This is a genomic window from Priestia sp. D3YE.R1 (genome assembly GCF_049199565.1).
Taxonomy (GTDB): Bacteria; Bacillota; Bacilli; order Bacillales; family Bacillaceae_H; genus Priestia; species Priestia aryabhattai.
Genome location: NZ_JBLTHW010000001.1, coordinates 323,797 through 337,097, shown reverse-complemented (window position 1 = coordinate 337,097; position 13,301 = coordinate 323,797). Strand labels below are relative to the sequence as shown.

General features: G+C 38.6%; 13 protein-coding genes. 3 read left to right on the top strand and 10 right to left on the bottom strand.

Translation table 11 applies throughout. From position 1 onward, the window contains the following. Nucleotides 1–28: 28 nt before the first annotated feature. The 6 genes from grpE to gpr form a co-directional block, all read right to left on the bottom strand. Nucleotides 29–589 (bottom strand): nucleotide exchange factor GrpE, encoded by a 561-nt coding sequence (grpE, locus tag ACOZIR_RS01715; protein ID WP_088049222.1) that lies wholly within the window; start codon nt 587–589, stop codon nt 29–31. Between the two features lie 105 nt (nt 590–694). Then, nucleotides 695–1,723: a heat-inducible transcriptional repressor HrcA gene (hrcA, locus tag ACOZIR_RS01710; RefSeq protein WP_013059244.1), complete on the bottom strand. Its 1,029-nt coding sequence runs from the start codon at nt 1,721–1,723 to the stop codon at nt 695–697. A gap of 91 nt (nt 1,724–1,814) precedes the next feature. Further along, nucleotides 1,815–2,954 (bottom strand): radical SAM family heme chaperone HemW, encoded by a 1,140-nt coding sequence (gene hemW / locus ACOZIR_RS01705; RefSeq protein WP_045292086.1) that lies wholly within the window; start codon nt 2,952–2,954, stop codon nt 1,815–1,817. Nucleotides 2,955–3,129: 175 nt separating this feature from the next. Then, nucleotides 3,130–4,953 carry a translation elongation factor 4 gene (gene lepA, locus ACOZIR_RS01700; RefSeq protein ID WP_013059246.1) on the bottom strand — a complete coding sequence of 608 codons (1,824 nt, stop codon included), beginning with the start codon at nt 4,951–4,953 and terminating at the stop codon, nt 3,130–3,132. Between the two features lie 128 nt (nt 4,954–5,081). Beyond that, nucleotides 5,082–5,417, bottom strand: coding sequence for a DUF3679 domain-containing protein (locus ACOZIR_RS01695; protein ID WP_014458177.1), 336 nt, complete (start codon nt 5,415–5,417; stop codon nt 5,082–5,084). An 84-nt stretch (nt 5,418–5,501) separates the two neighbouring features. Next, nucleotides 5,502–6,614 carry a GPR endopeptidase gene (gene gpr, locus ACOZIR_RS01690; RefSeq protein WP_045292087.1) on the bottom strand — a complete coding sequence of 371 codons (1,113 nt, stop codon included), beginning with the start codon at nt 6,612–6,614 and terminating at the stop codon, nt 5,502–5,504. A 256-nt stretch (nt 6,615–6,870) separates the two neighbouring features. On the opposite strand from gpr, the gene rpsT reads away from it, so the two are divergent. Continuing rightward, nucleotides 6,871–7,137, top strand: coding sequence for a 30S ribosomal protein S20 (gene rpsT / locus ACOZIR_RS01685; protein WP_013085065.1), 267 nt, complete (start codon nt 6,871–6,873; stop codon nt 7,135–7,137). 34 nt (nt 7,138–7,171) lie between these two features. Here rpsT and holA read toward each other — a convergent pair whose 3' ends face one another. Beyond that, on the bottom strand, nt 7,172–8,188 hold the full coding sequence (holA, locus tag ACOZIR_RS01680) for a DNA polymerase III subunit delta (RefSeq protein WP_328120123.1): 1,017 nt from the start codon (nt 8,186–8,188) through the stop codon (nt 7,172–7,174). Nucleotides 8,189–8,516: 328 nt separating this feature from the next. On the opposite strand from holA, the gene ACOZIR_RS01675 reads away from it, so the two are divergent. Continuing rightward, nucleotides 8,517–8,651 (top strand): YqzM family protein, encoded by a 135-nt coding sequence (locus ACOZIR_RS01675; RefSeq protein ID WP_013059251.1) that lies wholly within the window; start codon nt 8,517–8,519, stop codon nt 8,649–8,651. 57 nt (nt 8,652–8,708) lie between these two features. On the opposite strand, the gene ACOZIR_RS01670 is transcribed toward ACOZIR_RS01675, so the two are convergent. From ACOZIR_RS01670 to ACOZIR_RS01660, 3 genes are all read right to left on the bottom strand, one after another. Continuing rightward, on the bottom strand, nt 8,709–11,000 hold the full coding sequence (locus tag ACOZIR_RS01670; RefSeq protein ID WP_421535499.1) for a DNA internalization-related competence protein ComEC/Rec2: 2,292 nt from the start codon (nt 10,998–11,000) through the stop codon (nt 8,709–8,711). Nucleotides 11,001–11,068: 68 nt separating this feature from the next. Further along, nucleotides 11,069–11,635, bottom strand: coding sequence for a ComE operon protein 2 (locus tag ACOZIR_RS01665; protein WP_025750557.1), 567 nt, complete (start codon nt 11,633–11,635; stop codon nt 11,069–11,071). A 96-nt stretch (nt 11,636–11,731) separates the two neighbouring features. Next, a complete protein-coding gene (locus tag ACOZIR_RS01660) occupies nt 11,732–12,367 on the bottom strand; it encodes a helix-hairpin-helix domain-containing protein (protein WP_412762000.1) in 636 nt (211 codons plus the stop codon). A 96-nt stretch (nt 12,368–12,463) separates the two neighbouring features. On the opposite strand from ACOZIR_RS01660, the gene comER reads away from it, so the two are divergent. Beyond that, the gene (gene comER / locus ACOZIR_RS01655; RefSeq protein ID WP_025750559.1) at nt 12,464–13,294 is read left to right on the top strand and encodes a late competence protein ComER; all 831 of its coding nucleotides are present in this window, start codon (nt 12,464–12,466) and stop codon (nt 13,292–13,294) included. Nucleotides 13,295–13,301: the final 7 nt, after the last annotated feature.

Sequence of the window (13,301 nt, the reverse complement as noted above, 5' to 3'; positions counted from 1 at the left end):
ACAATGACCTCCTTCATAATATGTAGTGTTATTGATTAACTTTAACCATCGCAGGGCGGATGATTTTATCTTTTAATTTGTAACCTTTTTGAAGCTCTTCTACTACCGTGTTCGGTTCGTATTCACCGTCTTCTACTTGCATCACTGCTTGATGCTCGTATGGATCGAATGTTTTCCCAACTGACTCAATTGCTTCAACACCTTCTTTTTGAAGTGCCTCTACCAATTGACGGTATACCATTTCTACACCTTGCAGCACAGATTTGGTTTGTTCGTCCGCTGTGTTAACTTGTAATGCACGTTCAAAGTTATCAAGTGCTGGTAAAATATCCGCAACCAATGATTGAGCACGGTATTTTTGAGCAGCTTCTGCATCGAGACGTGAACGACGACGGAAATTATCGAAATCAGCTTGTAGACGTAAGTAGCGATTCTCTTCTTCTTCAAGCTGTTGCTTTAATTGATCATTTTCTTGTTGAAGAGGGTTTACTTCCTCAGACGCTTCAGCTTCAGTTGCTTCAGCAGCTTCTGTTTGAACTTCTTCAACCACTTCTTCGTTTTGTTCTTCTACTTGCTTTTCGTTTGACAATTCATTCACCTCCCTTAAATGTTTACACACATTTTCACATTTTAAACAACGATTTTTATTTTATCACAGGGAAAGGATGGAAGTAATATATTCCACCCGATTCCTTTATTCTTTATACAAGTTTGTTAACACTTGAGACATATCTGATGATAGCAGTGTAAGCAAACTAATCACACGCGCATATTCCATGCGGGTCGGTCCCAGTATAGCAATTGTGCCAAGCTGTTCGTGACCAAAAGAATAACTAGCTGTAATTAAGCTGCACCCTACCATTTCATTCAACTTATTTTCATGACCAATTTTCACATGTATGCCAGCCTCATTTGGGCTTAGCAGCTTATAAAACTGCTGTTCATGTTCAATAATGTTGAACAGCCCGCGAATTTTATTAAGATCATGAAATTCCGGCTGAGCAAACATATTCGTTTTGCCGCCAACTACTAATTTGCCATTCATGTTGAGCTTTAATGCATCATTGAGTATATCCATCGTCTGCTCATACCCTTGAATATGGCTTTTTAAGAGCGTCGCTACTTCTTTGTACATTTTATCATGTAAATCCGTAATACGAACGCCGATGAGCTTTTCGTTCAAAATGTTAACCATCTTTTCAATATCGGAAGGTTGAATACTGCTCGGCAGCGTAATCGTCCGACTTTCAACATGTCCTGTATCCGTCACAATGATCGCAACAGCTGACTGAGCCGTTAAAGGTAAAATCTGCAGCTGTTTTAACTTATGACTGACCGCTTTTGGCCCTAGCACAATGGACGTTAAACTCGTTAAATCAGATAAAATTTGCGCTGACTTTTGAACGAGTTGCTCCAGTTCTACAATGCGTTCAGCAAATACCGAACGTACCGTAGAAACATCGCTTGCTTTCAAGTGCTGCGGGGACACTAGATGATCAACATAATAACGATAGCCTTTCTCAGACGGAACGCGCCCTGAAGAAGTATGAGTTTTTTCAATAAATCCAAGTTCTTCTAGGTCTGACATCTCATTACGAATCGTAGCCGAACTAAAATTAAACTCTTCTTTCTTAGATAATGTTCGAGAGCCTACCGGCTGCGCAGATCGAATGAAATCATCAATAATGACTTGTAAAATTAATAACTGTCGATCAGTAAGCACGCTTCATCACCTCTGTTAGCACTCTAAAACTCTGAGTGCTAAATCTAATAATAAATTACCAAATCACTATAGCGATGTCAACGATTTGATATTAGATTATCCCAATAAAGGCTTGAAAAACTTCATTCCCCAAAAATCGACCATTGTGTGTTAAAAAGACGGAGCTATTGTCTTCACCCAAAAGTCCTTTCTCTTTGTATTCTCGAATAGGTTCTCCAAATACATCTTTTAATTCTCGATTGAATTTTTTCTTAAACTCCTCTTTTGAGACTCCTTGCGTTTTACGAAGGCCCAGAAACATTTCTTCCTCCATTTTTTCAGCCTCGGTCACGCTCACTTCATTAAGATATGCATTTCCTTTTTGCTCGACTGAATCAATGTACTTTTTTAATGGTCCAATATTTGCTCGTCTTATTCCGTCAATATAGCTATGTGCACCTGCGCCAATTCCGTAATAATCGTCGTTGTTCCAATATGTTAGATTATGAATACTCTCGTACCCTGGCTTTGCAAAATTACTGATTTCATATTGACGAAAACCTTGTTTGTCCATTTCTTTCATAAGCAGCTCATACATAGCTGCTTCTTCTTCTTGAGCAGGCAGCGGCAGCTTCCCTTTATTCATTAAATTATAAAATACCGTTTTAGGTTCAATAATTAACGAATAGGCAGACATATGCTCTACTTCTAATGAAAAAGCGGTTTGAAGCGTCGAAGAAAAATCAGCTACCGTTTGTTCTGGCAAGCTATAAATTAAGTCTAAGCTTATATTCGACATTCCAATCTTTCTCGCTTGCTCAACACAATCAAATACCTGTCTATTTGAATGCACACGTCCAATTTTCTCCAATAATCTTTCATTAAACGTTTGTACACCAATGCTTAAACGATTCACGCCATAGTCATGGAGAAGCTGAAGCTTTTCTTTTGTCAATTCATTCGGATTCGCTTCAAATGTAAACTCACCTTTCTCGTCATAAGGAAGATACATACGAATGGATTCTAAAAAATACTCCAGCTGCTGTTCATCTAAGGCTGTGGGCGTTCCACCCCCAACGAATATCGTGTTTAAATTGGTCGTTGGATAACGTTCGACTGTTTGTTTCATTTCTTCTCGCATGCTTTCCAAATACGGCATAACGGGCTGGTTTTTGAAAAACACTTTATTAAAGTCACAATAGTGACAAATATGATGACAAAACGGGATATGCAGATATGCTGCCTTCACCATGGACTTTCACCTCAATCACATTTATAAATGATAAAAATACCGCAGAGTCTCTCTGCGGTATTTTTATCTATGTTCGTTCACACTTATTTACAGCGCTCAAAACTCTTTACTATCGTATCAGATTAGCTTCATTTTCAAAACTAATTTGACATGTTAAATAATAGAATTTGAGCTATTAATCTTCGTCCATGCGAAGCACAGCCATGAATGCTTCCTGCGGTACTTCAACAGAACCGACCTGCTTCATACGTTTTTTACCTTCTTTTTGTTTTTCAAGAAGTTTACGTTTACGAGAGATATCTCCTCCGTAACATTTTGCTAAAACGTTTTTGCGAATGGCTTTAATGGTTGAACGCGCCACAATTTTTTGACCGATTGCCGCTTGAATCGGCACTTCGAACTGTTGACGTGGAATAAGCTCTTTAAGCTTTTCTACAATGACTTTACCACGATCGTAAGCTGAATCTCTGTGAACGATAAAGGACAGCGCATCGACCGTTTCACCGTTTAAGAGAATATCCATCTTCACAAGCTTCGAAGGCTGATATCCGATAAGCTCGTAGTCAAACGACGCGTAGCCTTTTGTATTTGATTTTAATTGATCAAAGAAATCATATACAATTTCAGCCAGCGGAATTTCGTATACAATACTAACGCGATTAGCATCCAAGTACTGCATATCAATAAAGTTGCCTCGCTTCTTCTGACAAAGCTCCATCACAGCACCTACATAATCGTTTGGTACCATCATCGTTGCCTTCACATATGGTTCTTCCACGCGTTCAATCTTTTGTGGGTCCGGCATATTAGACGGGTTATCTACAGACAGATGAGTCTCGTCTGTTAAATACACGTCATAAATAACGCTTGGAGCTGTTGTAATTAAATCAATTTTAAATTCGCGCTCAATACGCTCTTGGATAATTTCCATGTGAAGCAGTCCTAAGAATCCACATCGGAAACCAAACCCTAAGGCCTGAGACGTCTCTGGTTCAAACTGAAGTGCAGAGTCATTTAGCTCTAGCTTCTCTAGTGCTTCACGAAGATCGTTATACTTCGCTGTATCAATCGGATACAGTCCGCAGTATACCATTGGATTCAGACGACGATAACCAGGAAGAGGTTCACTTGCTCCGTTCTTAGCAAGAGTAATCGTGTCCCCTACTCGCGTATCTCCAACGTTTTTAATAGCTGCTGTTAAAAACCCTACGTCGCCAACAGAAAGTTCATCTTTAGCAACGGCTTTTGGCGTTAACACACCTAGCTCCGTTACCTCAAACTCTTTTCCTGTTGCCATCATTTTAATTTTGTCGCCTACTTTTACTCGTCCCTGTACGATACGAATAGATGCGACTACACCTCGGTATGCATCATAAAATGAATCAAAGATTAGTGCTTGAAGCGGTGCATCTGGATCCCCTTCAGGAGCAGGCACTTTTTCAACAATTTGTTCTAAAATTTCTTCGATTCCAATTCCTGCTTTAGCTGAAGCTAATACAGCTTCCGACGCATCTAATCCAATTACGTCTTCAACCTCTTGGCGCACTCGCTCTGGCTCTGCGCTCGGCAGGTCAATCTTATTAATGACAGGTAAAATTTCAAGGTTGTTATCAAGCGCTAAATATACGTTTGCTAGTGTTTGAGCTTCAATACCTTGAGCTGCATCTACTACTAGAATAGCACCTTCACACGCGGCTAAACTTCGCGACACTTCATATGTAAAATCGACGTGTCCCGGTGTGTCAATTAGATGAAAAGTATACTCTTCTCCATCTTTTGCTTTGTATTGAAGCTGCACAGCATTTAATTTAATGGTAATTCCACGTTCACGTTCTAAATCCATTGAATCTAAAAGCTGAGCTTTCATTTCTCGCTGTGTTAACGCATTTGTTTTTTCTAAAATACGGTCTGCTAATGTTGACTTACCGTGGTCTATATGAGCAATAATCGAAAAGTTTCTGATTTTCGATTGTCGTTTCAATCTTGCTTCTCTATCCATATTTTTTTCACTCCTACTGAAAATCGGCAAAATACACTAAACTAAATTATAACAACACATTCGTCAACATTCAATAAGCATTCCATTGGGGATTTTTCCATACAAAAAAGCAGAAAGAGATTCTGCTTTTAATTAAGAAGATGATGGATAGCCTTAAAAGCTTTTCCTATTGTACTTTTCACGCCTTCCGCTAGACTTTGACCTAGCGAGGAGAAAAAGTTAAAAGCCTTTCGTTTTTCTAAAAACTGCTGTTTTTCATCAATGTTCACGACTTTTTTTGAACCTAAAACAGCAGCTTCCACCTGACCATCTGACGTTTTAGACACATTAATAACATGTTCAATCGAAGGATCATTATATCCCTTCATTTTAATCAACCCTTGCTGAGCCGTCTGCATTCCTAAAAATACGACGCACAGTAAAAAAATGGTTAGCACTACTGATTTTAAAGTAAATTTAATCATATTATTAGGCCCCTTACTTCTTTATCTTCTGTAGTACTAACCATTATGACTATATTCTGAAGAACTCATTCATCTAAAAGCGTATTAATGAGTATATGCCCCAAAATTATCTTGGTCCACTTCATGATGCAAAGCAGCGTTAAGTCCTCCTGCAACTACATTCGCCATATCTTCAATAAACATATCCACTTCTTTTGGCGTAACCATCAAATTATGGCCTAAAGGTGCAAGCACTTCATGAATAAGACGTCTTTTTTCTTCATCGGGAAGGGTGCCAATCATACCGAGATACGTTTGACGCTGCTCTTCATTGGGTAAATCATCCTCCGTGAGCTTCTTTTTTTCTCCAAACGTCATACCAGACGGAAGCAGCGACTTAGACGGCTTTCCCTGCTCTTTCATTTCTCGGCCGAAATGTTTTAAGATAAAGTCAATTGTATCGCTTGTAATGGACACAGCATCCACCACCGTTGGAATACCTATTGCAATAACTGGAATGCCAAGTGTTTCATAACTGATTTCTTTGCGCTTGTTTCCAACCCCAGACCCCGGATGAATACCTGAATCTGAAATTTGAATGGTAGCATTTACCCGTTCAATCGAACGAGCGGCCAGCGCATCGATTGCAATAATAAAGTCTGGATTCACTTTCTTTACAACGCCAAAGATAATATCACTTGTCTCAATACCCGTCATTCCCATTACTCCCGGAACAATGGCGCTAACGGGTCTAAAGCCATCTTGCACGCTTTCAGGCTGTAACTCAAACAAATGTCTTGTAATCAACAAATTATCTACTGCCTTTGGTCCAAGCGCATCTGGTGTAACACTTAAATTTCCAAGGCCCACTACAAGACAGCTAGCATCATCTGGAATGTTGAGGCTTTTAATAAAAAAATTCAGCTCTTTAGCAAATACTTCTTCCATGGCCTCTTGCTTTTCAGTATCCTGCTCGCGAATGCCTACCGATTCAAGGGTTACATATCGGCCTTTTTTCTTACCGATTGCTTCTGCGCCCTCTTCCGTAATTTCTACCATTGAAATTTTGACACCTTGTTCTTCTTTTTCTTTTACAATTACGCCTTTGATTTCTGACTGGTTATTCGGTTTAGGCTGATTTTCTAACGCTATGTCTTTTGCTTCGACAGCTAAATCCGTGCGCACGCTATATTGACTTAAATCAAGTTCTTTTTCCATTTCTTAACCTCCTAGACAATCTTTGTTGAAATTATTGTCACCGAGGACTGGCAGATTCATGCATTTAAGAAATGAAAAGTAGAAGGAAGAGCGCAATATCAGCTACAAGCTTTTAAAGAGAGGTCTGTCATATAAAATTCCTTGTCAAGGCTATTGCATTCTGTCCTTGTGTTTGATAAAATATCTTTTGTTCTTATTGTGAAGAATGTCGAGTTCTATATAATCTCGATTGTTATCATTTCGGGAGGTGAAACGGATGCCAAACATTAAATCAGCTATCAAACGTGTAAAAACTACTGAAGCTCGCCGTGCTCATAACATTCAAGCTAAATCAGCTATGCGTACTGCAATCAAAAACTTTGAAGCTTTAGTTGAAAACAACGATGTAGATAACGCAAAAGCAGCATTTGCTGTTGCTTCTAAAAAATTAGACAAAGCCGCACAATCTGGTCTTATCCACAAAAACGCTGCAGCTCGTCAAAAATCTCGCTTAGCAGTAAAACTTAACGGTTTATCTGCATAATTGAGACAAAAACGATCCCATTAGGATCGTTTTTTTATTGCGCTCTTTTTAATAAAAACAGCTGTAAAATAAGCGCCTTATCCATTTTTCCCGTCTTCATTTCATAATCTGCCTCTGCTAAATCCTTTAAAATTCCTTTAAGCTGCTGTTCCTCAAAACTTCTGCTCTGCTGCAAAGCGATTTTCACACGAAACGGATGAACCTTAATCGTTTGAGCAATTTGCTGCTGACCGTACCCTTGGCTAGACAGCTGCTTCGCATGATAAATCAACCGAAACTGCGTCGCTAACAAAGATAAAATTTTAATAGGCTCTTCGTTATTACGCAGTAAATCCTGATACATATTTAAAGCAGTAGAAACCTTTCGCTGAATAACAGCGTCAATAAGCGTAAATACATTTTGTTCAAGCGTTTTCGCCACAAGCTTAAGCACAACTTCTTTTGTAATGACTCCGCCTTGTCCAACGTATAATATCATTTTTTCAATTTCATTTGTCACAAGCGTTACATTAAGACCCACAAGCTGAATAAGCAGCGTTACAGCTTCTTCATCCATATTCACTCCATCTTTTGAAAGTAAATTATGAATCCACTGCTTCATTTCTTTTTCACCAAATTCGTTCGCTTCGATGTAAGCTGCTTGTTTTTTTAATAATTTTGTTATTTTTTTTCTTTCATCCAGCTTTTCATAAGGAGCTAGAAGAATTAACGTTGAAAAAGACGGGGGCTGTTCGACATATTGCTGAAGTTTTGCCAGATCATGCTCGACTTTATCTTTTGATTTTTCAGCCGTTAAAAATGCTGCATTTTTCGCGACCACTACACGCTTGTCTCCTAAAAAAGGAAGCGTTTCAGCATCTTCTAGCACTTGATCAATCGATGTCTCTTCTAAATCGTATAGTGACAAGTTAAATTCTTTATCTTCTTCATTCAACGTATAGTCGACGATTTTATCTCTAATCTTTTTACTCATAAATGCATTAACCCCGTGTATTAAATAAACGGGGGCTATATTATTTTTAGTAATACTTTTTAAGCTATCAACTGCCAACGTATATACGCTCCTCTTTTTTTTATTCATCTATATTGATTATGTATAGTTATTGATAAACAAAATACAATTTCTATCGTAAAGGTGTTATGAGTTTTTGGCAACAATACAAAAGGAATTGTCTTAAAACGACAATTCCTCAGTTTATGATAAACATCAACAATATAAGCCCTAGGTTACTTATTTGTTAATGATTAAACCCTTATCTCTATTTTCTCCTCATGCTCATAAAGTATAGTTGTTAACTGTTGTCAGTTTATGAAAACGCTTTTAAATTGTCTAGATTTTTAAAAAAAGTTAGATTATACTGTAAACAGGAGGGGTGTTAATGAACCAATTTGAAGAAAGTGTCCAAAGTAAACGCAACGACGCTGTCGATTCTGCCGTAGGATTTGGTGTTTCATTTGGCTTTTTCACTGCCTTATTTGTTATTGCAACTGTGATTCACTACTTGGGTTCGTAAAATTGCTTCAAGGCTGCTTCTTAGCAGTCTTTTTCAGTTCGTTTTTCTTACTATAGACTATGGAAGTTGCTGTGAAAACGTTCCTGACTTTTTTGTAAATTCATACATTACCCCACCATCTTCATCCGTTCGATAAATATAAACCCCGTAGCTTTTCAGAAGCTCTAATATTTCTTGATGAGGATGACCATAACGATTTTTTTGCCCTGCTGAAACAAGCGCTACTTTAGGATTTAAATGTTGAACAAACTCTTCTGAAGTTGAGGTTTTACTGCCATGATGTCCAACTTTTAATACATCTGCTTTAAGGTTGGGAAAGTCTTTTAATATTCTTTGTTCTCCTTCTTTTTCTAAATCTCCGGTGAATAGCCATCTTAAATTTCCTAACTTAGCGTCTATTACAATTGAGCCGTTGTTGCTCGTTTCTTCGAAACCTGTCGGAGAAATAACCTGAAATAAGACACCTCCTTCTTGCCAGCTATCTCCTTGTTGAACAATTTGAACAGGCACGCTTTGTTTTTGAGCAGCGATCACCAAGCCAGTCTCTACGTCATTTAATTCAGCTTTTTTCCCAAGCACCAGCTCTCCGACAGCCACTTGTGAAAATAAATGCTGTGCTGCCCCTGCGTGATCATAATCGCCGTGTGTAATAATCATTTTATCTACCTTTGTCATTCCTTTTGAATGCAAAAAGGGAACAAGTACGTCTTCTCCCACGTCAAAAGAAGAACGACGTTTTTGCCATGGTTCTTTTGGAAATGAAACGGTTCCTCCGGTATCGATCATATACACACCTTTTCGATAAGGAAGCTCAATGATAAAGCAATCTCCTTGTCCTACATCGACCATTGTGACCGTTCCTTTTGGATTCAAATAAGGATACATACATTGTGCGGCTAACAATGCTGCGAGAAGAAACATATAGCGAACGAAAAACTCTCCTTCTTCGACCGCCACAAATAAAGCATAAATGCATAAGTACATGCCCAAAAACAGCAAAATGTGGGGTTTTCCCGTTACAAAATCAGCGGGAATCCACTCAAAAAAGCCAAGTAATTTTTCACAAACAAGTAAAAGAACATGAAGAATTTGCTCCAGCAATTCACTCACTCCCGGCAAAATGATACGAACAAAAAGAATGAGCAAACAAAGAGGTAATACAACAAGAGAAAACAACGGTACAAAAACCATATTTAATGGCAAACTGAGGAGAGATACTCCATAAAAATAGTACAACAATAAAGGAAGTGAACTGACTTGTGCAATCGCTGAAACAGCCATGAGCTGGCTGAAAGAAGAATGAAAACGAGGTAAAATTGTCTGACTCGATAAAATCAAGGCAAAACTAACGGCAAAAGAAAGCTGAAATCCTACATCAAATAAATAGTACGGCTTAAAAAGCAGCATGCTTATAAAAGCAAGGCTGATGCTATCAGCCAAAAGAATTTTCCTTTGTATTTTTATCGATATAAGCATCAGCATACTCATAAAAACAGCTCGGACAACTGAAGCGCTGCCACCGGCCAAAACCATGTATACAGGAAGAAGCAAAAGTAAAAGCGTAATGGCTCGCTCGCGCGTTATTCCAATCCGAATGAGCAAATAAAAACACATCGCTGTCAGCAGTCCAACATGAAGACCTGATATGGCAAGCAAATGTATTAAACCAAATTGCTGATAGCGCTTGATACTCTCTTCTTCGATTCCAGTGCGCTCACCGTAAATTAGTGCCTGCATAAACCCAGCGCCTGGTTCCGACATATTTTGTTGAATATAATTAATTCCTTTTTGACGAATAAAGGTAAGGTACGTAAGTGGAGTTAAAGTGGGAAGCTGGCATTTTACCAAATCAAGTCTCTTGACGTTAAGCTGCCAATGAATAGACTGATGGTACAAATATTGCTGATAATTAAATGCATGAAGATTGCGAGCAGGTGAAGGAGAAGTTAATTGCCCCGCTAGTTGACAAACTTGATGAATCGTTAGCTTTTCGAGCTGCTGTTTCTCTTCCAGCATTTTTAGTTTATAAAAAGCCATGACCTCTTCATTTTGAACCGTAAACTTAAAAGTAAGCTTGTCGCCGTCACTATGCGGAACAGATGAAATTTCGCCTGTAAAAGTAGAAGATTCAGCTAAAAGAACCGTTTTGTTATGCTTATTTGTCTCAGCTAATAAGTAGACGCACGAAACGCTCAACAGTGCAGAAGCAATAACCACTTTCCTCGGACATTGTAGCCATTGAAAAATGAAAAGCACGATTAGCAAAAACAGGCTTACAGCGGAATGATTATCATATACATATAAAGCTAGCATCATGCTAAGAGCACAGTAAATATAATATCCTTTCACTTTTAGCTCCTTTCTTCTTAAAAGAAAGAGGCTTCTTACTGTTACCAAGTAAAAAACCTCTTTTACCTTTAATTTGCCGTAAACAATGCGAGAGCTTCACGCTGTAAATTCATCACTTCTGCTTCGTCAGCTCCGCTTTTTTCTAAACGAGCGAGAACATCCGTCACAAATTGAAGCTTCTCTTTACTTTTTAAGTCAATGATTGCTTCATCAAGTTCAACTTTTGCTGTTTTCACTCCCGCCTGTTGAAATAGCTCCACAGCATACGGATGATTTTTGTAATCATTAGCGTAATATACTGTTTTAATTCCCGCTTGAATAAGGGCTTTACAGCAGTTTAAACAAGGAAAATGCGTGACGTATACTTCCGCATCTTCTGTTTTCACACCAAACTTAGCACACTGCAAGAGTGCATTCACTTCTGCATGGACAGTTCTTACACAGTGTCCATCAATCACATAACAGCCTTCATCAGCACAATGCACGCCTCCGCTGATCGAGCCGTTGTATCCTCCAGCTATAATACGTTTATCACGCACCACTGTAGCCCCAACAGCCAGACGTTCACAAGTGCTTCTTAAAGCTAGCAAATGGCTTTGTGCCATAAAATATTGATCCCATGAAATCCGGTTCATCTCATTCCCTACCTTTTTATTTAAAACTGAATAATTATAATTATACTTGTTTCTTTCATAGTGTAGCGTTTTTTTTCCTTTTTCGTCAATAAGTCTCTACTGTACCGTAATTTGAGCTTTGATTTTTTCTAGCGACTTCTCGCCAATACCTGATACTTGCCCCAAATCCTCTACTGTTTGAAACAAGCCATTTTCCTCTCGATATGAAACGATGGCACTCGCTTTTGAAGGTCCAATGCCATTTAACGTTTGCAGTTCATCAGTGTTCGCTGTATTGATATTAACAAGGGGCTGATCATTTGAAGTTCCTGAGGAAGAGATTGAAGAAACTGGAGATGAAGGGGGGATTTCTTCTCCAGCAGCTGGAATATAAACAGCCATTGCATCTTGTAGCTTGCTAGCTAAATTGAGCTGTCTTAAGTCCGCTTCTTTCGTAGCGCCTCCGGCTTGTGCTAGAGCATCTTTTACCCTTGCATCTTTCGGAAGCTGGTATACACCAGGCTTCTGAACAGCTCCTTTAATATCCACCATCACAAACGGGGAATCTTGGCTTGAAATTACTTGCTCAGACGACTCTCCTTCTTTTTTTGTAGCAGAAGATTCTGCCTTTATTATATCTGAGGTTTGAAGAGAACTTTCCGGTTTCTCTCCGCCTGTGCGATAGATATAAAAAGCCAACCCAACTGCTAAGCAAATACACCCAATTAGCCATTGTTTTTTTGAAAAAGTCAAATTGTACACTCCTTTGAATTTTGAAGTAACGTCATAAATTCCATTACGTCTTCATAGTGTTTAGAAGAAAAGGCTTTTGAAGGAGGGAATGAATCAGTGAACATAGGGTTTATCGGAACAGGAAACATGGGGAAAATATTAATTGATGCGTTTATTGAATCAAAAGCCGTACGTCCTTCTAAAATTACTATTATGAATCGTACAAAAAAAAGGGCCAAAGAGATTCAACAGCAGCATAAAAAAATTCATGTTGCTGATACAGCTGAAGAAGTTGTTCACGCATCCAAAGTCATTTTTATTTGTGTTAAGCCATTGGATATTCACCCCCTTTTAATAAAATTAGAACCACTGCTGACGAAAGATCACTGCATTGTATCCATTACCAGTCCAATTAGCGTAGAACAAATCGAACGCCTCATTCCGAGTCAAGCAGCTAGAATTATCCCTAGCATTACGAATCGGGCATTAGCAGGTGTTTCTCTTTTCACGTTTGGAGAAAGATGTACGCCTTTTTACCAAAATTATTTACATGAACTATTTTCATCTATGTCAAAGCCTGTGGCCATTGATCAAACGATTACGCGCGTATCATCCGATATCGTAAGCTGCGGTCCTGCATTCTTCAGCTTTTTGCTTCAGCGCTTTATTGATGCAGCAGTTCAAGAAACAAATATTTCTGAAGAAGAAGCTACGGTCATGGCCAGTGATATGATTATTGGAATGGGAAAACTGTTGGAAAAAGAAATATTTACGCTTCCTACCTTACAGGATAAAGTATGCGTAAAAGGTGGGGTAACTGGAGAAGGTATTAAAGTTTTAGAAGCTGAACTCGGAGAGATGTTTGTTCACGTATTTCAAAAAACACATGAAAAATTTGACGAAGACATTGAGCTTGTTCACAATCAGTTTGATAGTCTTATTCCATAATTTCTGT